The following is a 23126-nucleotide window of genomic DNA, read 5'->3' as shown; positions in this document are numbered from 1 at the left end:
TGCTGAAGCGGGTGACGTGACCGGCATAGATCAGCCGCGACATCGCGATCAGCGTATCGGTGATGCGGCCGACCGCGTTCGCCATGCCGTAATCATGGACGCGATCGTCGCCGCTCTCGAACACCGGGTGGATGAAGATGATCGAGCCGAGGTCGTTAGCCGCCTGCCAGAACGGCAACAAACTGGCGTCGTCGAGCACGCCGCCCTTGCCCTTCGGCTGGGTGCCGATCATGGCGCCCTTGAAGCCTTGCGCATGCGCGTCCTTCAGCACCTCGGCGGCCCGCGCGCCATCCTGCAGCGGCACGGTCGCCAGCGGAATGAAGCGCGGCTGGTCCTTGGCGGCCTGGGCAAGATGGCTGTTGATCAGGCGGGCCCAGCGTTCGCCTTCCTCGGCCGGGAGCTCGTTGCCGAACATGTCGAGCCAGCCGCCGACCACCTGGCGCTCGATCCTGTTGGTATCGAGCCATTGCAGCCGCGCCGCGAGATCGCTCAGCGGCTTCGACACCGGACGGGTCGGCTTGCCACCGGCGAACGAGAAGCCGAGGCTGCCGCCCTCCTCGATCAGGCGCACGGACGGAAATTTCGCCTTCTCGGCCCTGATGGCATCGAGCAGTGCCGGTGGAACGAGATGGGCGTGACAATCGATGATCATGACCTAGACCTTTGCCTTCGATTCTTGGGCGGCGGCGATGGCGTCGCTGACCGCGGAAATCCGGATCGGAAGCTTTGCGAAGGTGATGCCGTAGGGCGCGACCGCGTCATTGATGGCGCCGGAGATCGCGGCTGGCGAGCCGAGATAGCCGCTCTCGCCAGAGCCCTTCTGTCCGAACACGGTGTAGGGCGATGGCGTGCAGTGATGCACGATCTCGACCTTCGGCACCTCGTGCGAGGACGGCAGCAGATAATCCATGAAGCTCTGGGTCAGCATCTGACCCTCGCCGTCATAGACGAACTCTTCCAGCAGCGCCGCGCCGATGCCGTGGGCGATGCCACCGAGCGTCATGCCCTTGACGATGTGCGGATTGATCACGGTGCCGCAGTCATGGCCGATCACGTAGCGCAGGATATTCGGTTTCGCGAGCTCTGGATCGAAGGCGAGCAGCACGAGATGGAATTCGAAGGAATGACAGGGATACATCTGTACCCGGCCATTCTCGGGCAGCTTGGTGCCGGTCGGCACCTGCATCACATGGGTGACTTCCAGTCCCGGCTCCATGCCTTCGGGCAGCAGATGGAAATTGCGGTGTGCGATGTTGACGTGCTCGGCCCAGGCCAGGCTGTTGCCGGCATGCGAGACGGTGCCACCTTCGTAATGCACATCCTTCTCGGCGCAGCCAAATTGCTGCGCAGCGATGCGGACGATCTTGTCCTTCAGCTTGTGCGCGGCGTGGAAGGCCGCACCGCCGAGCATGATCGCCATCCGGCTGCCGACCGGCGTGTTCGACGGCAGGCTGTTCAGCGAGTCCGGCCGCGTCACCCGGATCATATCGGGGTCGATCTCCATCACTTCGCCGATCACGGTCGCGACCAGCGTCTCGTGACCCTGCCCGGCCGATGTCGTATGGATCGTCACGGTGATGAAGCCGAGCCCGTCGACATTGATGCGGCAGGAATCCATCCAGGTCGTGGTGGTATTCTTCTCGTTGAGCAGCGGCTCGAACGAGGAATTGCCGCCGCTAGGCTCAAGGCACGCGGCGATGCCGATGCCTGCGCATTGCCCCGACGCGCGCAGGCGATCGCGCTCACGCTTCATGGCCTCATAATCGGCATGGGCCAGCACCTTGGCGACCACGGTGTGATAATCGCCGCTGTCGTAGTGGGTGCCGCTCGGGATCAGATAAGGGAATTCGTCGCTCTTGATGAAATTGCGCCGCCGCACCTCGATCCGGTCGAGGCCGAGTGCTGTGGCGACCTTGTCGATCGCGGTCTCGATCGCGTAATTGGTCGGTGCCTGGCCGAAGCCACGCACCGCCTCCTGCGCCGCCTTGTTCGACATCACCGAGATGGCGCGATACTGCACGCTCTCGATCTTGTACGGACCAACGATGGCGCCGATCGGCTTGCCGAGCTGGAAGGGCGAGCGCCCGGCATAGGCGCCGACATTGTCAAGCGCACGCATCTTCATCGATTTGACGATGCCCTCATCGTTGAAGGCGACCTCGACGTCGAAGATGCGGTCCGGACCATGGGCGTCACCGGCGCGCATGTTCTCCAGCCGGTCCTCGATCAGGCGGACGGGCCGGCCGAGCTGGCGCGCAAGATGCGACACCAGCACGCTGTGCTTGATGCCGCGCTTGACCCCGTAGCTGCCGCCAACATCGACATCCTGGTGCACGCGCACATTGTTCAATGGAATCCGCAGCGCGCGCGCAATCTGGTCGGGATATTTCGGCATCTGGATCGAGGCCCAGACATCGAGCATCTCGCGCCACGGATCCCATTTCGCCGCGACGCCGAAGGTCTCGATCGGCACCGTAGAGCTGCGGCCCCAGGTGACGCGGAATGACAAATGTCGCGGGCTGTCGGCGAAATGCTGCTCCACCTCGCCCCAGACGAAGGTCTTGTCGAGCAGCACGTTGCTGCCGTGGCCGGCATGCACCGGCGGGCTTGACGGCTGCAGCGCCTGTTCGGCATCGAGCACGTAAGGCAACGGCTCGTAGACGACGCGCACCTTCTCGGCGGCATCCTCAGCCTGCGCGCGGGTCTCGGCGACAACGGCAACCACCCATTCGCCGGCATAGCGCGCTTGGCCGACGGCGAGCGGGAAGCGCCGCACTTGCGGCGTATCGAGCCCATTCATCAAGGGCTCGACGGCCTTGGCGAGCTCCTCGCCGGTCAAGGTTGCGTGCACGCCCGGCATCTTCAACGCGGCGCTGACGTCGATCGAGACGATGCGCGCGGCCGCATGCTGCGACGGCACCAGCGCGACATGCAGCAGGCCGTCGAGCTCGACGTCGGCGACATAGCGGCCATGGCCGGCAACGAAGCGGCGATCCTCGCGCACGCGGCGGTTGGTCGAGACGAATTTGAGCGGCGGATGCGCGGTCATCGATGGCCTCCGTGCGGCGTGTCGGCCTCGGCGGCTTCGAGCACGCCTTCCTGCGGCGCATCGTGCTCTGCAGCCGGATCATTCACCGGCGCATTTGGATGCGCCCCGCGCGCATTGCGCGGCGCATTGGCCTTGCGCAGGCGCTCCGCCGCGATCTCGACGGCTTCGACGATTTGGCCGTAACCGGTGCAGCGGCAGATGTTGCCCGAGATCGCATCGACGATGTCCTCGCGCGACGGCTCGGCGTTGCGGTTGAGCAGTGCATGCGCGGTCAGGATCATGCCGGGCGTGCAATAGCCGCATTGCAGGCCGTGGGTTTCGCAGAATGCGTCTTGCACCACGCCAAGCTCGCCGGGCGCGGACGCCAGCCCCTCGATCGTCGTGATCTCATAGCCGTCGGCCTGCACCGCGAACATCAGGCAGGCGCGCGCGGGCTCGCCATCGATCAGCACGGTGCAGGCGCCGCAGACGCCGTGCTCGCAACCGGCATGGCTGCCGACCAGCTTGAGATCCTCGCGCAGCGTGTCGAGCAGCGTCTTGCGCGGCTCGACATCGGCCTCGCAGGCGCGCCCATTGACCTTCAGGCTGACCTTCATTGCAGCACCTTACCCGTCGCTTCCGCGATCGCGTCCTCGAGCGCACGCATGCCCAGCGTCACCGCGACACGGCGGCGATAGCTCTCACTGACATGCAAATCTGAGCCGATATCGAGATCGGCGAGCGCGGCCCTAACGATGTCCGCCACTGCGGCCATCGATGGCTCGGTGCCGACAAGTGACGAGACGTCGATGCGGATGGCGCGATCGCCGACGCCGCCCAGACCGAGCGCAGCCTCGACGCAACGCCCCTCCTCGTCGAGCGCCACCTGCGCCGCGGCTGCGACGAAAGCGAAATCGGATTGCCGTGCGCTGACCTCGTGGAAGCCGGTGCCGACACGCGCATGCGACCAGACCGGAAAGCGCACAGCGCGCACGCAATCGCCCGGCATGACAGCAGTCAACATTGGCCCGATGATGAACTCATCCGCCGACATTGCGCCGTTGCCGGTGGCATTGGCGATCTCGATCTCCGCACCGAGTGTCACCGCAACCAACGGAATCTCGGCCGAGGGATCGGCATGCGAGATCGAGCCGCCGACGGTGCCGCGGCTGCGGGTCGGCGGATGGCCGACCCAGGGCAACGCCTTTGCGAGCAGCGGCAGCGCATGGCGCGCGACATCGCTGCGCTCGACCTCGGCCTGCCGGGTCGCGGCGCCGATCGCAAGTACGCCCGGCTCGGCACGAATGCCGCGCAGCTCGTCGAGCCTTGCGATATCGACCAGCCTGCTCGGCCGCGCCAGACGCATCGCCAGCATCGGCACCAGGGTCTGGCCGCCGGCAATGATGCGTGCATCCTCATCGGCTGCGAGAATCTCGCAGGTCTCCTGCAGCGAGGCGGGCCTGACATAGTCGAACGGCGCAGGTTTCATTGTGCGTCCTTTGGCCGGGCAAACTTTTAGCGGGCTAGGCGAGCAACAGGCCGGCCACCGCCGGCGACAGCACCGAAACCGTCTGCGCCTTTAACAGCGGCCCATCGACCTCGCTCGCGGCCTTGACGGCCCGCCATTCCGGATCGGCGCCGAACGCGGCCCAAGCCTTGGTGCGATCCTCTTCGGACTTGAAACGGGTCAGATAGGTCAGGCGCGACGCGTCGCTGTCGGACTCGAACACGCCCAAAAGGTCAATGCCGTGCCCTGAAAAGCGCTTGACGACCTCGGTCTTGAAGCGCGCCTTCATCGCATTGGCCTTGCCGTCATGAGCCTCATAGACCCGAATTTCGTAGATCACTGCCTTACTCCTTGGCTCAAACGATAATGACAAAGCCGTATCAATGTCAAACTTATTATGGTTCAATCTGACCGACAACACATAATGCACCGCAACAATATAACTTAAATACTCTTCTGCTAGCTTAGATTACACACACACGGCTATTTCCGGCGAAAATGACAATTCAGATTGAGAACAGCACTGATATTATTGTAGCAATAGATCAATTGCACTATTATGACTGATCCAATTGCATATGAGGTCTCTCCTTGTCACAGACCGCCGCCACAGATGATTGGCGCCCCCTGCTCTCCGTGGATGGCGGGCCGCGCTATCTCGCTTTCGTACAGGCGCTGGAGAACGACGTCCAAGCCGGCATCCTCAAGCCGGGGACCCGGCTTTTGCCCCAGCGGGACATGGCGCAGCGTCTCGGGCTTTCCGTCGGCACCGTGTCGCGGGCCTATGCCGAAGCCGAAGCGCGCGGGTTGATTTCGGGCGAGGTCGGCCGCGGCACCTTTGTGCAGCGGCGCCGGCCTCCGGCGAGCGCGGCTGGCACGACACCGAGCAGCATCAATCTCGCGCTCAACGTGCCGCCCTCGACCGGCGAGGACGAACTGATCGCCTCGGTGCTGTCGGAAATCCTAGCCGACGGCGCGTTACCGCCGCTGCTCGGCTATCTACCGCATCAGGGCGTGCCTGCGCATCGCGAGATCATGGCGCCATGGCTGAAGCGGTTCGGCATGCCGTGCGACGTCGCCAATCTGTTCGTCACCCATGGCGGCCAGCATGCGATCTCGATCGCGCTCAACATGGTGGCCGCGCCGCGCGACGTGGTGCTGACCGAGCGCTTCACCTATTCCGGCATGGTCGCGCTCTCTGCGCAGAACGGCTACCGGCTGCATGGCGTCGATGGTGATGCGGACGGGCTGCTGCCCAGCGCGCTCGATCGCGCCTTCACCGAGACCGGCGCGAAAGTGCTGTTTGCGACGCCGACGCTGCAAACCCCGACCGGCACGGTGATGACGCCGGAGCGGCGTGCTGGGATCGCCGAGGTGATCCGCAAACATGATGCCTATCTAATCGAGGACGACGTCTACGCCTTCCTGTTCGCAAGCCCGCTGCCGCCGGTGTCGATGCTGATCCCCGAGCGCGCCTTCTATGTCACGAGCTTTGCCAAGTGCCTGGCGCCAGGCCTGCGCATCGGCGCAATGGTCGCGCCCGAGCCGTTCCGCGATCGCTGCATCAATGCGATCAGGGCCACCGGCTGGATGGCCTCGCCGGTCATGGCCGAAGTTGTGGCGCGGCTGATCCATAGCGGCGACCTGCTGCGGCAGGTGCATGCCAAGCGCGCGGCTGCAACGCAACGCAACACGATCGCCGATCGCGTGCTCGGCACCTGGCTGACACCGATTGCCGGCGCGCCCGGCTTCCACCGCTGGCTGCCAATTCCCGCAGGGCGCACCCTGATCGCGCTGGTCACGCAAGCCGCACAGGCCGGCATCACCATCGCCCCGCCGGGCGCCTTGCAGCAGGTCGATCGCGGCACGCTCGGCATCCGGCTCTGCCTCGGCCACCCCAGCAGCGAGGCCATGCTGGAAAATGCGTTGCTCAAGCTGCGGCATATCCTCGAGACCGCGGAGGCCATCTCCTTCGTCTGAGCGGGCTGTACGGCTGGCGTGGCCGCGCGTGACGCGCTAGGAGAGACTCTCAATTCAAGCCTCGAGGAGTTCTCCATGTCGATCCAGCGTTTCGAAACCGGTCCGCGCATGAGCCAGGTCGTCGTGCACGGCAACACCGTCTATCTCGCCGGCGTCGTCGCGCAGAAGACGGCCGGCGAAAGCGTCACCAAGCAGACCGAGGAGATCCTGTCGATCATCGACGGACACTTGGCGAAGGCCGGCACCGACAAGTCGAAGCTGCTCTCGGCCAACATCTACATCACCGACATGAAGACGTTCGGCGAAATGAACGCGGCCTGGGACGCCTGGGTGTCGCCGGGCAATACGCCGGCCCGTGCCACCGTCGAGGCCAAGCTCGCCGGCCCGCAATTCAGCGTCGAGATCATGGTGGTGGCGGCGAAGTAAACGCCTCCTTGGGGAGCGGCGGCCCGCGTGGCCGCCGCTTTTGGACGTTCTGCTCCCTAACGGCCGGCCGGAGCCAGTCGCCGTCGATTTCCGGGAACCTTTGCGCCGCTGTCGCATCCAAACCTGAAACGCTGATTGTCATTCGAAAGCGAGCGGCCATGGAGCAGGCAACCGTCCCCCGAATACCGACGGCCGATGGGACCGGCGACATGGAATTGGTGCGCCGCGCGCTGGCGCGCGACGAGGCGGCGGTTCGCGCCATCATCACCGCCAACAACCAGCGGCTTTACCGGCTGGCCCGCGGCATCGTGCGCCGCGACCACGAGGCCGAGGATGTGGTGCAGGAAACCTATGTCCGCGCCTTTACGCATCTCGCCGACTTCCGCGGGGAGTCCAGCCTGTCGACTTGGCTGTCGCGGATCGCGATGAACGAGGCGCTCGGGCGGCTGCGCCGCGAACGGCCCGGCGTCGAGCTCTCGTCGCTGCCGCAAGGAATGCTGGAAGCCCAGGTGATCCGGTTTCCCATCACCCCGACCGAAGATCCGGAAAAGTCCATGGCGCAGCGCCAAATCCAGCATGTCGTCGAAGCCGCGATCGACGAGTTGCCCGAGCCGTTCCGCCTCGTCTTCATCACGCGCGTGGTCGAAGGCATGAGCATCGAAGACACCGCCGAGCTTCTCGCACTGAAGCCTGAAACTGTGAAGACACGGCTGCATCGCGCCCGCGCCATGCTGCGCGACAATGTCGAGCGCAAGATCGGCCCCGTGGTGATGGACGCGTTTCCATTCGCAGGCCGCCGTTGTGCCAGACTCACCGAGACTGTGCTCGCGCGTCTCGGCTACGGCCAGACGACCTGATAACACCCGCAATTTTTTCGGGAACCTCCTGCGCCCTGCTCCATCCAATGCCTGTGACAGTCGGCGGCGCCGCTCCGGCGCCGCACAGGGAGGACAAGGCATGTTCATTCGATTTGGCGCGGCGCTTGCCGCGATGACACTTTTGAGCGGCGGCGCGTTTGCGGAGAACGCCAAGCTGACCGATCCGCAGATCGCCCATATCGCCTATACCGCGGGCGCGATCGACATTGCGGCCGCCAAGCAGGCGCAGAGCAAGGCGTCGAACAAGGACGTCAAGGCGTTCGCGGATGACATGCTGCGCGACCATGAAGCGGTGAACAAGCAGGCGCTCGACCTCGTCAAGAAGCTCAACGTCACGCCCGAGGACAACGCCACCAGCAAGGCACTGTCGAAGCAGGCTGCCGACAAGCTCGCCGAGCTCGGCAAGCTCAGCGGCGCCGCGTACGACAAGGCCTATGTCGCCAACGAGGTCGCTTACCACAAGACCGTGGATTCCGCGCTCGAGACCCAGTTGATCCCGTCCGCCAGCAATGCCCAGCTGAAGGACCTGCTGAAGACCGGCTTGAAGATCTTCCAGGGCCACGAGCAGCACGCCGAACACGTTGCGGCTGAGTTGAAGTAAGGAGCCGGACATGCAGACCGGCGGCCTTCGCCCGATCATCGTGGCGTTCATGCTCGGCGCGATGGCCGTCCCGGCGCACGCCGCGACGATCCAGATCGTCATGGAGAATCTGGTGATATCGCCGGCCGCGGCCTCGGCCAAGGTCGGCGATACCATTGAATGGGTCAACAAGGATGTGCTGGCCCACACGGCGACCGCCCGGAATGGCGACTTCGATGTGACGTTACCACCGAAGAAGTCGGTGACGCTGGTTCTGAAGAAGGCCGGCGATGTCGAATATTACTGTCGCTTCCATCCCAACATGAAGGCGACGCTCACGATAGCGCCCTAGAACCGGCGCGACGTGCAGGGGTCCGGATCAGACGGTCCGGACCTCTGCACAATGCTCCTGAAACCATTCCGCGCCGCCGATGTTGGACCGGACCAGAACAGGGTCGATCCGTGACGCGGCTGGTCACGCTTGCATTCTTCGCATTGGTTTTAGCGGCTGCGGCGCCCTCGCGCGCGGCCATCACGCGACGTGACCTGGCGGACGTGGGCGTGACGCCGCCGCCCGGTGCAGCGCTGCCGTTGGACTTGCCGCTGCACGAAGACGCCACCGCGGGCTGCGCACCTTCCTGTTTGCGAGCGCCGGGCTGTTCTGGCTCAGCATCCTGCTCTGGCTCGGCATGATGGATTTTCTGACGCGGACCTGATCACACCGATGCGTGGCCACACTGCCAATTGCACACGAGAACGGATCTATGGTCCGCGCGCCCGGAAATCAGCCCGTAGCTCATGCTTAGCTGCTTCCCCGGCCGGCCGCTGCCGGCGCTCTCGACAAGAATGCTGCGAGGCGAACAAGGCTGTTGCGCTGAGAACCAGCACGGGCGGGACCGGCTGCCCCGAGGATGGTGCGGGATATTCTAGCTCAGGAGTTTCATCAGGACGGTCGCGGCCAGCACCAAGATGATCTGAAGCAATCTTTCGGTCGAAAATATTCTGTTGAAGGTCGCCATTGCACCACTCAGAAACAGGTAGCTCTCCTGTAGCTTTTGCGTTCAGTAGCCACAAGCCGCCTTACGTCGCTTCCGTAATCTTGCTGGTTCGAACTGCCGGACGGGAATCGCGAAGCGACATGACACGTCGCATCAGCCGGCCGACGGCTCAGAGACCGGCAGACACTCGGGGATTGCCTCCGACCTCACAGCGGTGCTCGCCGTCTTCCACTTTCATTGACATTGCCATAGTCTGGACAGCACCCTGCGAAACCCTGACAAGACGAACCTGCATTCGTCGAGGAGGAAGCGTGCTCCCTTTTGTCACTCACGATCCCCGCTTTTCGCGTCTGGTGATTGGTCACGCCAACCTCGAAAAGCTCGCCAGCGGCTGCCGTTGGTCGGAAGGTCCGGCCTATTTCGCCGCAGGCCGCTACCTCATCTGGTCAGACATTCCCAACAACCGGATGATGCGCTTTGACGAGACCGACGCTTCGGTGTCAGTCTTCCGTTGTCCCAGCTTCAATTCGAACGGCAACACCGTCGACCGCGAGGGTCGGCTGATCAGTTGCGAGCATTTCATGCGGCGCGTGACCCGCACCGAACACGACGGCTCCGTCACCGTGCTGGCCGACCAGTATGGCGGCCGCCGGCTGAACTCGCCCAACGATGCCGTGGTCAAATCTGATGGTTCGATCTGGTTCTCTGACCCCACCTACGGCATCGATAGCGATTACGAGGGCCAGCAGACGCAATCCGAGATCGGCGCCTCCAATGTCTACCGGATCGACGGCAGCACCGACAGAATCACGCTCGTGGTGTCAGACCGGGTTCAGCCCAACGGACTGGCTTTTTCGCCCGATGAAACGCTGCTGTATGTCGCCGATACCGGCGCGACGCATGTGAGCGGACTGCCGGCAACGATCTGGTCATACAAGGTGATGGGCCAGGGGACCGAAGCCCCCTCGTTGTTCGCAACCTGTCCGGACGGGCTGTATGACGGATTTCGCTGCGACATCCATGGCAACGTCTGGACGTCGGCGGGCCGCAGCGTGTTTTGTTACGCGCCGGACGGGACGCATCTCGGCACGATCCCGATCGGAGAGATCGTCGCCAACGTCTGTTTTGGCGGGCCCCGCCGCAATCGGCTCTACATCTGTGGTCAGACCTCGCTCTATTCGATCTACCTGAACACGCGCGCTGCGGTCTAGCTCGTGACGCGCTCGCCGCGACCATAGACGAGCAGCATCGAGATGATGACAAGGCCGTAGATCACCTGCCGCCCTGCCTCGGGCATCTCCATGATCGAAAGCACGCTGTTGAGCAGCACGATCAGCACGACGCCGATCAAGGTGCCGAGATAGCGACCACGGCCGCCCAGGATGTTGGTGCCGCCGATCACCACCGCGGCGATCGATGGCAGGAGATAAGCATCGCCCATCCCCTGATAGGCCTTGGTCGAATAGCCGGCGAGCAGCACGCCGGCGAGCGCCGCCGCGAGGCCGCAGAGCATGAAGCAGACCACGGTGACGCGGCGCGTATCGACGCCGGCGAGATAAGCCGCCGCCTCCTTGTTGCCGATCGCATAGATGTAGCGGCCAAGCCGGACGCGCCGCAGGATGATGGCGACGACGACCGACACCGCGACCCAGACAAACAGCGCGTTGGGGATGCCGAGCGTGCGCTCCGCCGCGAGCGTGCGCATCAGGTCGGTGGCGGTGGTCTGGGGCGCATAGCCGCCGGTATGCGCGACCATCAGGCCACGCATGACAGCATTGACGCCGAGCGTGAAGATCATCGACGGCACGCGCAAATACGCGACCCCGATGCCGTTGACGAGACCGACCAGCAGCCCGACGCCGAGCCCGACCGGGATCGCCCAGGGACCCCCGACCGAGGTGGCCATCATGGCGGCGGCGGCCAGCGTCCACGGTACCGACAAATCGATCTGAGCGATCAGGATGACGATCATCATCCCGGCCGACACGATGCCGAGGAAGGCGCCGATCTGCAATTGCTGCAACAGATAGGTCGGCGACAGCAGCGGCGCGTTGCCAAAACGGGCGAAGGTGTAGACGGTACCTGCGACCAGGATGACGAAGATGAACAGGGCTGCGATCAGGATCGGGCGGTCGTCACGCGAGAGACCAAGCGATGCCGCCGTCATCGGAACAGCTCCAGCGTATTCTTGACGCGCAGGACATGCAGCGCCCCGATGCTCACGGCTGCAAGCAGGATCAGGCCCTCGAACAAAGGCTGCAGCAGCGGCGCAATGTCGAAAATGCGGAAGAAGAACGAGATGACCCGCAGGATCATGGCGCCGAAGATCGAGCCGATGGCGCTCCCGGTCCCGCCGAGCAGCGAGGTCCCGCCGATGACGACGGACGCGATCGAATTGAGGGTGTAGGCGCCGGCCTGCGGAATGTCCGCATTACCCGAGGAAGTCTGGATGGCGAGGAAGAGTCCGCCGCAACCGGCGAAGAAGCCGCCAAGGGTAAAGGCTGCGATCTTGGCACGTTCGATCGGAAGCCCTGACATGTAGGCCGCGCCTTCGGCCGAGCCGATCGCATAGACGGCCCGCCCCAGCACCGAGCGCCGGAACGGCACCCAGACCACGAGCGCGATCAGGACCAGCAGCACGAACGGCACCGGGATCCATGCGAAGGGTGCGAACCACGCGGCCGCGCCGTCGTCGAAGACGTGCACCGTCGAGGCGAAATCGCCGAGCGAATTGGTCATCACCCAGTTGAGATCCTCGTCGATCTTGCCGCCCGGTGTCGGCCGCAGGAACAATGCGATGCCGATATAGATCGCACCTGTCGCCAAGGTCGCGATGATCGGCTGGATGCGCCCATAGACCACGACGCAGCCATTGACGAAGCCGGCAAAGGTGCCGATCGCAACGCATATGGCCGTGCCGAGCAGGATGCCGGCAATGCCGCCGGGAAACGTGCCGAGTCCGGAATGCAGGCCGAAAAACTCGAGCGGCAACGGGTTGCCAGTGAGCAGATAGCTGGCGAAGCATGCCACCATCGTCATCACGGCGCCGACCGACAGATCGAGCCCTGACATCAGCACCGGGACGGTCTGGGCCATGGCCAGCATAGCCAGGGCAAAGATCTCGTCGCCATTCTGAACCAGCACGGCCGAGGAGAAGCCCCTCGGATGGGCGAGGTTATAAAGCAGATAGAGAATACAAAACAGCAGGACGGCCGTGGCGAGCCCGACGTTCTGGCGCAGCCTGATGGCGAGATCGTCAAGCATGGGCAGGCTCGGCTGCTTCATCGATGTTGAGGGAGCTGGCGATGATGTTGGTCTCGTTCAGCGCGTCGCCTTCGAGCTCGCGTACGATGCGCCCGTCATACATGATGGCGACCCGGTCGCAGCAGCCGATCAGCTCCTCATAATCGGTCGAGTAGAACAGGATGGCCGCGCCCTGGTCGGCGAGCTCGCGCATCAGCCGATAGAGCTCCTGCTTGGTGCCAACATCGATGCCGCGGGTTGGATCGTTCAGCAGGATGATGCGCGGCTCGGTCATCAGCCATTTGGCGAGCACCACCTTCTGCTGGTTGCCGCCCGACAGCGCCGACACCGGGTCGTCGACCGCCCCGACCTTGATCTGCAGTCGGGCGATGGCTCTGCGAACTGCAGCGCCCTCCTTGGCGGGATCGATGAAAGGCCCGGTAGAGATGGCATCCAGCGAGGCAATCGCGAGGTTGTCGGTGATCGACATAGGGAGCATCAGCCCTTCGGTCTTGCGGTCCTCCGGCACCAGGGCGATGCCGGCCGACTTGGCGTCACCAGGAGAGCCGGGACGCACCTCGCGGCCCTCGACCGCAATCCGGCCGGTCACGCCGCGCAGCACGCCGAACAGGCCAAGGAACAGGGACTTCTGCCCTTGCCCATCAAGGCCGCCGAGACCAACGATTTCGCCGGCGTGAACACTGAGCGAAATGCGGTCGAGACGCTTCTCCCAGCAAAGGTTCTCGAGCTCCAATACCGGCCTCGACGGCGCGCGTGCCGGCTTCGGCGGATATTGCGCGGCGATGTCGCGCCCGATCATCAGCTGGACGATGTCGGCCGTGGAGCGAACGCCTTTGTAGAAAGTCTCGATGTGACGGCCATTGCGGAACACCGAGGCGCGGTCGGCGAGCGCCTCGACCTCATGCATCCGATGGGAGATGTAGAGAATGGCAACACCCTCGGACTTCAGCTTCGCGAGCACGGCATAGACTTTCTCGACATCGGCGCTGGTGAGCGCCGAGGTGGCCTCATCGAGGATCAAGAGTTGCGGCTTCTTGCCCAGCGCCTTGGCGATCTCGACCACCTGCCGGCGCGACAGCGGCAGATCGCGCACCCGCATCAGCGGATTGATGTCCTCGCAGCCGATCTCGGCCAGCAGTTGCTCGGCGCGCCGGCGTTGCGCCTTGGCGTCGATCAGACCAAAGCGTCGCGGCGGCGACGCGATCGAAATGTTGTCGGCGACCGACAGGTCCGGCATCAGCGACAATTCCTGGAAGATGCAGACGACACCAGCCGCGTTGGCCGCGGACGGCGTGGCGAAGCTGACATCCTTGCCGGCAAGACGCATGTGGCCGGCGTCGGGCTGGACCACGCCGGAAATGATCTTGATCAAGGTCGACTTGCCGGCACCGTTCTCGCCCAGCACGGCGTGAATCTTGCCACGCTCACAGGCGAAATCGACTCCCTCGAGGGCGCGCACGCCAGCATAGCGCTTCGAGATGCCCGACAGTGCCAGAAACGCGGGAGAGATCGCGGCCATATCCTCCATGGCGAACTCAGGCAATGACGGCCTGGCACACGCCAGGCCGTGACTGCAGTGGGACCCTAGTCATCACTGGGTGTTCTTCTCGCTCTGCCCCATGATCTCCGGCGCCGTGAAATTCACGCCGCAGGGGGTGAACTGGTTCGGCGCGAAGAAATTGGCCTTGAGATCCGGCCAGTAGTTCGTGCCAGGCTTGAGATCCTTGTAGGTCGCGACCGGGATCGGGATCGAGATCAGCTGCGGCATCACATTGCCTTGCAGGGCCGAGATCGCCGCCTTGGTGGCGATCGCGACCAGCGCCGGCGACTGTCCGTAGGACATGCCCTTGAGACCTTCCTTGTAATGGTCCGCGATCTGCTTGCGGTATTCGTTCTCGCCTTCGCCCGACATCGGCACGAACGGATGCTTGGCGGCCATCAGCGCCTGTACGGTGCCGTCAGAGCCGCCTTGCGTGAATATGCCGTCGAAATGGCCGTGAACGGCAAGCGCATCGGCGGTGACCTTCTGCGAGGTGCCGGTGTCCCAATTGCCGACCACCTCGGTGATGTTGAACTTGTTGCCGGCCGCTTCCATCACCTCGCGGAAGCCGAGATGGCGGTCACGGTCGACGGAATTGCCCGGCAGGCCGCGCACTTCGAGAATGTCGCCGGACTTCTTGCCCATTTCGTCGATGAGCCATTTGCCAGACATGCGGCCCATTTCCTTCTGGTCCTCGTTGACCATCATCACCTTGTCGGTGTCGAGGATGTTGTCGAAGGGAACGATCACCACATTGTTCTTGTCGGCGAGACGGATGACGCGATCGAAACCCTCAGGCGAGACCGCGATGGTGACGATGGCGTCGAAGCCCTGATTGATGAAGTCCTCCATCGCGCCGAGCTGGGCGGCGGCATCAGTGCCGGTGGAGACGACCTTGAACTCCTTGATGTTCTCCTTGATGCCCGGCTGCTCCGCAAATGCCTTGGCCGTCTTCACCATCTGGATCCGCCAGGTATTGCCGACGAAGCCATTGACGAGTGCAATCTTGTAGGGACCGGGCTTCTTGGGCCACTGGAAGAACTTGGTCTGATCCGACCAGGGTTTGAAGCAGGCCGGATCGGCGCCCGGCCCGGAAACGATCTTGGGACCAGCCCAAGCGCTGACTGCAGACAGCAGGAGGCCGGCACCGGCCAGCCCCGCAATGCGAAGCGTCCATCTCATGTTTCTCTCCCTCAGCGGTTCTGTTTCGAACCCGACACCGGGAATTATGGGTTCCCTTGCAGATCAGACTAGGGGGGCAACAGCGTCCTGTCCAGAAAATGAGACGGCCCGACAAGGTTGGTTGCGCATCTCAACCGGACATCGCGCTCGCTGCGTCGCAGTAGATGCGCCTTCGAGCCGAATACGACGTCCTGGCAAAGCATGCCCGCTCGATTTCGCCCCGCCGTCGTCCCGGGCAAGCGCTTGTCCACCGTAGCTCAAAGAGCGAAGGTGGAAGCACAGCGAACACGCCCCCGGATCCTTAAACGCCGCCGGTGCTTTGTGTGCACGCTGGAGCACGGCGCACCTCCACGCGACGATTGTGGTTCTGGGTCCCGGCGCGTGACGGGGACGACATCGTGTTTGCCGACGCAGCTTGCATCGCCGACGGCATTCTGACCACACAAATTCCCGTTCTCGCGACGCAGATTGCGCCCGAGCTATCAAATTCGTCTGCCCTCCAACTCAAAGAGGGCACAGGGAAGGCCGAGCGCCGGCTGGCGCCCATGGTCCGCGTGCAACAAGAAGCACGCGGCAGAACCACAGGTGCAGCCGAAATCGCCCGGCCTTCCCTGCGCGATGGCTTTACGGCTTATACGTGATCTCCCCGGGGACCGGCGTTCTTGCCCCCGTCGGCCGCGAACTCGTCGAGTTCGACAGCTTTGATATCAGCACCGGGATATCAGGACCACACGACTTCGCCGTCCGTGATGTGCCGTTCGTCCGCGAGCTACTAGCTCACTGCGACTCATCACGTCCATCGCATCTCCAGCCCAACGCTCGTGACGATCGCGAAGCGCCCCTCTCATCGGGCCGGGACGTGCGGAAATATCCATCTGATTTGCCCGACGGCGCAAGTGCTTTCTGCCCGACGGGCAACGGGTTTGTGCGGACCGGCCGAAATCGCAGCGCATCGAACTAATCGACCGGCTCGCCAACCGCCTCAACCACGTCCATGCGAACAGACAAGCAACCGGTCGGAGCGGCGCTTGTGCGAAGAGGCCCACCTCAATTGGGCCTATCTCTACGGGCCGACGCTCTAGGTGATGTGCCAGGCGATCCGCGAGCGCCTGAGGGCAGGCGCGCCGATCGTGACCGACAGCAGCACCGGTCCCAATGGCATTCAAGAGGGGGAAGCCGTCGTACTCCGGCCGGCCCGGGGCATGGCAGATAGGACGCGGAGCAGCGCTGGTGAATTGACGACGGCAAATGTCTCCCGCTCGGTGAGAAAACTGAGTGCCTCACGGAAGCTTTCCGCATCCTCGATCTTTGCACGCGCGATCGCCAGATTCGGATCGACCTGGCCGCGGTTGCGGCGCTTGTCGGGCGGCAGATTGCTCAGATGATTTTCCAGCAAGCGTTCGTCTTCAATGAGATCCTGCACCGGCGAAGCCATCACGTTTCCTGAGACGATCGCCAGCTCATTTGCGCGGACGAGCACCTGTGGAGGTGCTGTCTCCTCGGGAGTGCGAAACAGCCTCGCGTTAGGATCGGACGGTCTGGACGACAACATCGCGACAGGAATGCTAAGCAAAAGGCCGGCGATCACCGGCGCCATCCAGAACAGCAATGACAGCGATACGGCATAGGCAATGACAGCCATGGCGACCCCAAACAGGGTCGGCAACGCGTATTTTCGTGCCAGTTCGCCGCGCGGCAGTCCGCCGTCGTCGCGACGCTGAACCTGCCAGCCCGAGTCACGTCCCAGCAGGATTTCGCCGACCGCTCTGGACTGAAAGATCATCATGACGGGCGCTATCAGGCCTGACAGGAATGTCTCAAGCACGAACCCGACAAAAACGCGCGAAGCCCCGCCAAACTGCCGGCGATTCTGGCTTTGCGTCAGCAGCAGGATCCAGGCAAGCAGCTTTGGGACGATAAGAAGCCCCATCGTGCCCACGAACACCCAGGCGGCCAGAATGGGATCCTGCGCCGGCCACTGCGGAAACAGGGAAAATCCTTTCGGAAAATATTCGGGACGCACGAACTGAGCCTGCAGCGAGATCAGAATTCCGAGCAGCAGGAACATCAGCCAGAGCGGCGCGGTGAGATAAGAGCCTATTCCGGTGAGCAGATGCAGCCGCGACACCCAATGCAGTCCTCGCGCCGGAAGGACGGCCAGATGCTGCAGGTTGCCCTGGCACCAGCGGCGGTCGCGAGCGGCGAAATCCAGCAGTGATGGCGGGCATTCCTCGAAGCTGCCCCCCAAAGCCGGCACCATCCTGATCTCCCAGCCCGCCCGCCGCATCAGCGCTGCCTCGACAAAGTCATGGCTGAGAATATGACCGCCGAACGGTTTGCGCCCTCCCAGTTCAGGCAGCGCCGCATCCTGCGCAAAGGCGCGCACGCGAATAATGGCGTTATGGCCCCAATAATTGCCTTCGGAGCCATGCCACCATGCAATACCCGCCGCAATCAGTGGCCCATACAGGCGTCCTGAAAACTGCTGCAGCCGCGCGAACAACGTTTTCGCATTGACCACGATGGGAAGCGTCTGGATCAGGGCGACGGCCGGATGGTGCTCCATCGCCGACGCAAGCCGAACGATAGTATCGCCGGTCATCAGACTGTCTGCATCGAGGATGATCATATGATCATAGCCGGCGCCGAACCGTTTGATCCAGTCCTCGATGTTGCCGGACTTTCGGGCGAGGTTTTCCCTGCGGTGCCGGTAGTAAATGTTCGATACCGTGAGATCTCGCCGGAGCTGCAGAAAGCATTTCTCTTCGGCAATCCAAACCGAAGGCGAAGTGGTATCGCTGAGCACGAACCAGTCAAAACTCGCGCCCTGCCCCGACTGGTCCACGGACTCGTACATCGCCCGAAGCCGAGCCATGATTCGGTAGGGGTCTTCGTTATAGGTCGGCAGCAGCATCGCGTTTCTGCTGCCGATCGCCGGGAGCGGCGCCGCTGGATCAATACCCAGGGGATTTCCGGCCCGGAACAACAGCACCACGAATCCGGCCAGCGCTGACGTGAACGAGAGGGCGATCCAGGCGAATAGCAGCACGAACAGGCCCAGCACCATCCACTCCAAGACCGTGACGCCGCCGACCTTGAGGACTTCGTACATTTCATAGCAGCCGCCCGCCGTCAGCGCAGCGGTCGCAGCAAAAATGCAGACGCGCCGCAGCGCAGTGGAGGGCACGACTTTGCCCTCCCGCTCGCCACGCTGGAAAGCATGCAGTTGCTGGGTCGCCATCGGCAGCGGCGATTCCGTCGGAAGAAACAGCTCTCGCGAGCCCGCTTGCGGCAGTTCGATCCCGCCATTTTGGGTCAGGGTGTCCATCGATAAACCCATACCTCCGATATGGCGTCGTTGCCCTGCATCAGCGAAGCGCGCAGCTCGACCGGAGATTTATCGTTAACCGGAAGCTCGAAACTCAATCGCCAGCCGCCGGTCGCCGGGTTTGGCTGAGTGACGATATTTCTGATCTCGGCTTTTTCAGCCGTGACATTGCCGCGTATGCTGCTGGGGTCGACCGATTTGAGCCGTTCACCGATCAAGTCCAGGACAAAGATCCTGGCGTCATCGCCTTTCGCGCCGACGCCTGTCCGGGAAAACCGCGCCAGCGAACTCGCCTTGGGCGCGTCGGGTCCCCAATGAAGGCGATAGGTGTAGGTATGCTCGCCCTTGGCCTGCAACGGCGTTTTGGGCCGCCAGAAACTGGCAATATTATCGTGGATTTCTTCCTTGGTGGGAATCTCGAGGAGCTGGATAGCGCCCTCGCCCCAGTCTCCGATGGGTTCGGCCCAGAGGCTCGGCCGCCTTTCGAACTTGGACTCCAGATCCTCGTATGAATAGAAGTTCTTCTGCCTCTGCATGAGGCCGTAGCCGCGCGGATTGAGATCGGAAAAACTGCTGATCTGCAGGTCTTTCGGATTGCTGAGCGGGCGCCACAATTCCTCGCCACGGCCGTTATACATTGCCAAGCCGTCCGAATCGTGCACCGAAGGCCGAAAGTCATCGACGTTGACCCGCTCATTGGCGCCGAAGAAAAACATGCTGGTCATCGGCGCCAAGCCGGCATGATCGAGATCGACGCGCGGATAAATGGCCATTTCCACGTCGAACACCGTGGTGTCGCCGGGCCGGATGGTGAAGCGATAGGCTGCGGTGGTGCTTGCGCTGTCGAGCAGCGCGTGCACGACCAGCGACGTGGCGTTCGCGGCCGGCTTCTCGATCCAGAATGTCTTGAACAGCGGAAACTCTTCTCCCTTGCTTTCACCGGTATTGATCGCCAAGCCTCGCGCTGACAGCCCATAAATCTCACCCTTGGCGACTGCCCGGAAGTAGCTGGCGCCGAGGAAGACACACACTTCGTCATAATAGTCCGGCCGGTTCATCGGCGCGTGGACCCGAAAGCCGGCGAATCCCAGATCGCTGTCGGGTGACGGCGCCGGGTTGTCACCGAACGAAAAGTCATCGGGACGATAGGCGATCTTGGTCGCCTGTCCGTTGGCGACTTCATAAATGTCGACGCGCGGCCCGTAGAAAAATCCGCGATGGAAGAACTGGACTTGAAACGGAAGCTTCTCGCTGCGCCATAGCGCGTGCTCCGGCAGGAAACGGATCTGCCGATAATGGTCGTAATCGAGGTTCTTCAGGTTGTCCGGCAATTTCGTGTCCGGTGCCTTGTAAGGCTTGTTCGCGGCTTCCCGGGCGAGCTGCCGCACGACCGATCGGTCGAACGGCGTCGCATCGGCCCGCGCAGGCGCAACCAGCCCGCCCACCGCCGGAGCCACGAGCGGCAGCGACGCCGCGGCCTGCAGGAAATGTCGACGGTTCACGGAGCCTCCAGACGCATACTTGTGAGCCTTTGAAACTCACATCGGACCCGCAAGTTCCTGCAGAGGAACCTCCTCTGAATCATCGTACTGTCGGCCGTATGAACGGGACCCGGCTATGATCGCGTCAAACCGTCGCACTGCGCGCCCGCCACAGCTCGCCGCTGAAAACGCGTCAAGGTGCCGGTTGTTGCCAAGCGGTGGTGAGTTGCTACTGCTGGGGAGCAACATCCCCGCGGGGCGGATCAATTGAACTTTTCTTTCATCACGCGATGCCGCGAGCCGGCCAGCCGATTGGCCATTTTGATCGGATTGGTCACGACGGTCTGGCTTGGCGCCGTCAGCCGCTGGATCATCCGGGATGCCGTCGTGCCCTGGGATTCCAAGAACCAGTTCTATGCCTTCTTCCGCTTTTTGAACGCGACGCTCCGCGCGGGCGAATGGCCGTTCTGGAATCCCTATCACTACGGCGGTCATCCAAGTGTCGCAGACCCGCAATCGCTGGTCTTCGCGCCGGTGTTCGTAGCCTGGGGAATGCTCGATCCGGCTCCGACGATGCGGGCATTCGATCTGGTTATTTTTGCACATCTCCTCGCGGGAGGCATCGCCATCGCCATCATGGGCTGGCGCGCGCGATGGCCGATTCCAGCCAGCGTGTTGGCTGCGACATTGTTCATGTTCGGCGGCGCCGCGTCTGGCCGCCTGCAGCATTCCGGGATCATCCTGAGCTACAGCCTGCTTCCGGTGGCCTTGCTACTTCTGCAACTCGCGCTCGAGCGGCGCTCCTTTTCGTCCGCTATCGGCTTTGCGATCACGGCTGCCGGCATCGCGCTTGGCCGCAATCAAACGGCTCTCCTGCTCTGCCTGTTCCTTGTGGCAGCGGCCCTAGCCGAAATAATGAGCTCCCCGCAGCCGATGCGTTTTCTGCGCGAGCGCTCAACCGTGCTGATGACGATGACGCTGGCAGGCGGCGCGTTGCTCATCATACCCATGCTGCTGACCTTGCAATTTGCGCAGCTTTCGAACCGTCCGGCCGAGTCGCTGGACGACGCGCTCAGAGGGTCGCTCTACCCCGCCAATTTGGCGACCCTCATGGTTGCCAACATCTTCGGCACGCATGGACACTACTGGGGTCCGGGAGCAACGACCCTTACGGAAGTCGCTCTCACCGACGATTCAGAGAACTATCTGTTCTTTGGTGTCGTGCCCATTCTGCTTTTACTTTGGTTCGGCATCGTGGGAGGTGGTGTGTGGCGGCGTGGCCGTCGTCTGATGATGTGTACGCTTGCAGTGGCATGCCTGTTCATGCTGGGACGCTATACGCCGTTCTACGAGCTGGCATTCCGGTTCGTGCCCGGCATCGACCTGTTTCGACGCCCGGCCGATGCGAGTTTCCTGTTTGGCATCGCACTCGCACTTCTGGTTGGGCACAGTCTCGCCGATTACGTTCGCGACGGCCCGCCTCCGTTCCGACCGTTGATGTCAGGTCTCGCGGCTTCGGCGTTGACGGCAGTCGTGGGCTCGGCTGTGGTGTTTTCCGCTCGCACCGGACACGCGCTGGACGCCATCCGCGAGACTGCCATCGCAAGTGCCGTTCTGCTGGTTGCTGTCTTGATCCTTCTCAGCGCGCGGCGACGCCCAGTTCGCATGGTGGCCGCGACACTGCTTGCGCTTGTCGGCGTCGCCGAATTGTTGTGGTGGAATACCGCTTCACGTCTCAACGCCGAAAGCCACAGCAATTACGCCGTGCTCGAGACCCCGACCGGCGCGGAGGCCGATGCGATTGCGTCGCTGGAAAACGCCATCGCAGCCGATCATCAGCGCGGCGCCCGCCCGCGTGTGGAAGTCCTCGGCCTTGGAGGTGCTTGGCAGAATCTTGCAATGGTGCGCGGCTGGGAGGCCATCAACGGCTACAATCCCCTGCGCATCGGCTTGTACGACCGTCTCGTTTCGCCCGGCGAGGAGAATTGGGGCGCATTCCACCGGCAATTTCCGCCTTCCTTCGACAACTACGACAGCGCGCTGGCACGAGCGCTGGGTCTTACCTACCTCGTGATGGGACAGCCGCTGGATAAGTTGCCGAACTTGAAAGCCCCGCCCGCAGCCGAGCTTTTACTTCCCGGCCCGCCCATTTGGATCTATCGGCTTGCAGGCGCGATGCCCCGCGCCGTGATTTACCGATGGTCCGCAAGCGATGCGGCGGGCGCAATGCCAAGTCGCTCCGGTAACCTTTCGAGCATCGACACATCAACGGCCGACGACCGATTGATCTCGCTGCCGCCGTCAGAGGATTCCGCCGTCGTCAAAATTGAATCATATCGTCCCGACCGCGTCGAGCTCGTCACGACGTCGGCGGCGGCGGGCCTGCTCGTGCTGCATGACCTGTATTATCCTGGTTGGATCGCCGAGGTCGACGGCAGGCCCGCGCCGATGCTGCGGGCGGCGCTTTTGTTCCGGTCCGTCGTGGTGCCAGCCGGACGGCATCGCGTCGCGTTCCGGTTTCGACCTTTCACGCTCTCCAACCTCGGTGCAGCCGTGACCGGTTCCGGACGACGTGACATCGCGGCAAAAGCAAACGTAGCGCCAGATTGATTTGAGCGCCGCGTCACCAGCTAAGGCATCCGAGGCCGAAGTAATTCCGGAACGGCAGGCTCACGGCTGTTGACAATCCTACGTCCGCCGCCCGATCGAACAATCGGAGCACGAGCAGCGCGACCGCGAGCAAGATCGGTTCGCGACATTCGCATGCCGTCATTGCTCACGCAGGCATGATTGAACGCCAGGAACGCCTCGGCGTCCGTCGACGCCAAGGCCACGAGTCGCCGCGCCGTTCGCCTGCCGTGACAAGCCAGCCGCCGTCGCAATCTGGTCGATCGTCATGGGCTCGGACGCAACGAAGGTGAGGTCGCGACCAAG

The 23126-nt window shown here is 63.2% G+C and carries 19 protein-coding genes; 8 read left to right on the top strand and 11 right to left on the bottom strand.

Annotated elements, in window-relative coordinates; translation table 11 throughout:
* From WA702_RS09680 to WA702_RS09660, 5 genes are all read right to left on the bottom strand, one after another.
* Positions 1–652 (bottom strand): amidohydrolase family protein (locus WA702_RS09680; protein WP_425110297.1); only part of this gene is annotated, 652 nt, incomplete at its 3' end.
* Positions 653–655: 3 nt separating this feature from the next.
* Positions 656–3049: a xanthine dehydrogenase family protein molybdopterin-binding subunit gene (locus WA702_RS09675; RefSeq protein ID WP_425110296.1), complete on the bottom strand. Its 2394-nt coding sequence runs from the start codon at positions 3047–3049 to the stop codon at positions 656–658.
* Positions 3046–3645, bottom strand: coding sequence for a (2Fe-2S)-binding protein (locus WA702_RS09670; RefSeq protein WP_425110295.1), 600 nt, complete (start codon positions 3643–3645; stop codon positions 3046–3048). The genes WA702_RS09675 and WA702_RS09670 overlap by 4 nt, the downstream gene beginning before the upstream one ends.
* Positions 3642–4517 (bottom strand): FAD binding domain-containing protein, encoded by an 876-nt coding sequence (locus WA702_RS09665; RefSeq protein ID WP_425110294.1) that lies wholly within the window; start codon positions 4515–4517, stop codon positions 3642–3644. The genes WA702_RS09670 and WA702_RS09665 overlap by 4 nt, the downstream gene beginning before the upstream one ends.
* A gap of 34 nt (positions 4518–4551) precedes the next feature.
* On the bottom strand, positions 4552–4875 hold the full coding sequence (locus tag WA702_RS09660) for an NIPSNAP family protein (RefSeq protein WP_425110293.1): 324 nt from the start codon (positions 4873–4875) through the stop codon (positions 4552–4554).
* 251 nt (positions 4876–5126) lie between these two features.
* Here WA702_RS09660 and WA702_RS09655 point away from each other — a divergent pair, with 251 nt between their 5' ends.
* The 6 genes from WA702_RS09655 to WA702_RS09630 all read left to right on the top strand — a co-directional run bounded on the left by WA702_RS09655 (position 5127) and on the right by WA702_RS09630 (position 10608).
* On the top strand, positions 5127–6515 hold the full coding sequence (locus tag WA702_RS09655) for a PLP-dependent aminotransferase family protein (RefSeq protein WP_425110292.1): 1389 nt from the start codon (positions 5127–5129) through the stop codon (positions 6513–6515).
* 75 nt (positions 6516–6590) lie between these two features.
* Complete coding sequence (locus WA702_RS09650; protein ID WP_425110291.1) at positions 6591–6941, top strand: RidA family protein; 351 nt, start codon at positions 6591–6593, stop codon at positions 6939–6941.
* Positions 6942–7099: 158 nt separating this feature from the next.
* Positions 7100–7798 (top strand): RNA polymerase sigma factor, encoded by a 699-nt coding sequence (locus WA702_RS09645; RefSeq protein WP_425110290.1) that lies wholly within the window; start codon positions 7100–7102, stop codon positions 7796–7798.
* A gap of 100 nt (positions 7799–7898) precedes the next feature.
* Entirely contained in the window at positions 7899–8420 is a 522-nt protein-coding gene (locus WA702_RS09640; RefSeq protein WP_425110289.1) for a DUF4142 domain-containing protein, read from the top strand.
* Between the two features lie 10 nt (positions 8421–8430).
* Positions 8431–8751, top strand: a complete 321-nt coding sequence (locus WA702_RS09635) for a cupredoxin domain-containing protein (protein WP_425110288.1) — start codon at positions 8431–8433, stop codon at positions 8749–8751.
* A 957-nt stretch (positions 8752–9708) separates the two neighbouring features.
* Complete coding sequence (locus WA702_RS09630; protein ID WP_425110299.1) at positions 9709–10608, top strand: SMP-30/gluconolactonase/LRE family protein; 900 nt, start codon at positions 9709–9711, stop codon at positions 10606–10608.
* Here WA702_RS09630 and WA702_RS09625 read toward each other — a convergent pair.
* From WA702_RS09625 to WA702_RS09610, 4 genes are all read right to left on the bottom strand, one after another.
* Positions 10605–11564, bottom strand: a complete 960-nt coding sequence (locus WA702_RS09625; RefSeq protein WP_425110287.1) for an ABC transporter permease — start codon at positions 11562–11564, stop codon at positions 10605–10607. The two genes, WA702_RS09630 and WA702_RS09625, sit on opposite strands and share 4 nt — an antisense overlap.
* On the bottom strand, positions 11561–12661 hold the full coding sequence (locus WA702_RS09620) for an ABC transporter permease (RefSeq protein WP_425110286.1): 1101 nt from the start codon (positions 12659–12661) through the stop codon (positions 11561–11563). Before WA702_RS09620 ends, WA702_RS09625 begins: the two co-directional genes overlap by 4 nt.
* The gene (locus WA702_RS09615) at positions 12654–14180 is read right to left on the bottom strand and encodes a sugar ABC transporter ATP-binding protein (protein WP_425110298.1); all 1527 of its coding nucleotides are present in this window, start codon (positions 14178–14180) and stop codon (positions 12654–12656) included. The genes WA702_RS09620 and WA702_RS09615 overlap by 8 nt, the downstream gene beginning before the upstream one ends.
* A 72-nt stretch (positions 14181–14252) precedes the next feature.
* Positions 14253–15383, bottom strand: a complete 1131-nt coding sequence (locus WA702_RS09610; RefSeq protein ID WP_425110285.1) for a sugar ABC transporter substrate-binding protein — start codon at positions 15381–15383, stop codon at positions 14253–14255.
* Between the two features lie 398 nt (positions 15384–15781).
* Here WA702_RS09610 and WA702_RS09605 point away from each other — a divergent pair, with 398 nt between their 5' ends.
* Complete coding sequence (locus tag WA702_RS09605) at positions 15782–16024, top strand: hypothetical protein (RefSeq protein WP_425110284.1); 243 nt, start codon at positions 15782–15784, stop codon at positions 16022–16024.
* Positions 16025–16545: 521 nt separating this feature from the next.
* Here the strand turns inward: WA702_RS09605 and mdoH are convergent.
* Entirely contained in the window at positions 16546–18711 is a 2166-nt protein-coding gene (gene mdoH, locus WA702_RS09600) for a glucans biosynthesis glucosyltransferase MdoH (protein WP_425110283.1), read from the bottom strand.
* A complete protein-coding gene (locus WA702_RS09595) occupies positions 18699–20213 on the bottom strand; it encodes a glucan biosynthesis protein (RefSeq protein WP_425110282.1) in 1515 nt (504 codons plus the stop codon). Before WA702_RS09595 ends, mdoH begins: the two co-directional genes overlap by 13 nt.
* A 246-nt stretch (positions 20214–20459) precedes the next feature.
* Between WA702_RS09595 and WA702_RS09590 the strand changes: the two genes are divergently transcribed.
* Positions 20460–22802, top strand: coding sequence for a YfhO family protein (locus WA702_RS09590; RefSeq protein ID WP_425110281.1), 2343 nt, complete (start codon positions 20460–20462; stop codon positions 22800–22802).
* The last annotated feature ends 324 nt before the right edge of the window (positions 22803–23126 follow it).

It is taken from the genome of Bradyrhizobium sp., assembly GCF_049798375.1.
Taxonomy (GTDB): domain Bacteria; phylum Pseudomonadota; class Alphaproteobacteria; order Rhizobiales; family Xanthobacteraceae; genus Bradyrhizobium.
This window is presented reverse-complemented; position numbering and strand designations above follow the sequence as displayed.

Bases quoted from the DNA above. Each gene is read 5' to 3' on its own strand.
- WA702_RS09675 (WP_425110296.1), bottom strand. From the start codon at position 3,049: ATGACCGCGCATCCGCCGCTCAAATTCGTCTCGACCAACCGCCGCGTG.
- WA702_RS09670 (WP_425110295.1), bottom strand. From the start codon at position 3,645: ATGAAGGTCAGCCTGAAGGTCAATGGGCGCGCCTGCGAGGCCGATGTC.
- WA702_RS09665 (WP_425110294.1), bottom strand. From the start codon at position 4,517: ATGAAACCTGCGCCGTTCGACTATGTCAGGCCCGCCTCGCTGCAGGAG.
- WA702_RS09650 (WP_425110291.1), top strand. From the start codon at position 6,591: ATGTCGATCCAGCGTTTCGAAACCGGTCCGCGCATGAGCCAGGTCGTC.
- WA702_RS09645 (WP_425110290.1), top strand. From the start codon at position 7,100: ATGGAGCAGGCAACCGTCCCCCGAATACCGACGGCCGATGGGACCGGC.
- WA702_RS09640 (WP_425110289.1), top strand. From the start codon at position 7,899: ATGTTCATTCGATTTGGCGCGGCGCTTGCCGCGATGACACTTTTGAGC.
- WA702_RS09635 (WP_425110288.1), top strand. From the start codon at position 8,431: ATGCAGACCGGCGGCCTTCGCCCGATCATCGTGGCGTTCATGCTCGGC.
- WA702_RS09625 (WP_425110287.1), bottom strand. From the start codon at position 11,564: ATGACGGCGGCATCGCTTGGTCTCTCGCGTGACGACCGCCCGATCCTG.
- WA702_RS09620 (WP_425110286.1), bottom strand. From the start codon at position 12,661: ATGCTTGACGATCTCGCCATCAGGCTGCGCCAGAACGTCGGGCTCGCC.
- WA702_RS09615 (WP_425110298.1), bottom strand. From the start codon at position 14,180: ATGGCCGCGATCTCTCCCGCGTTTCTGGCACTGTCGGGCATCTCGAAG.
- WA702_RS09610 (WP_425110285.1), bottom strand. From the start codon at position 15,383: ATGAGATGGACGCTTCGCATTGCGGGGCTGGCCGGTGCCGGCCTCCTG.
- mdoH (WP_425110283.1), bottom strand. From the start codon at position 18,711: ATGGACACCCTGACCCAAAATGGCGGGATCGAACTGCCGCAAGCGGGC.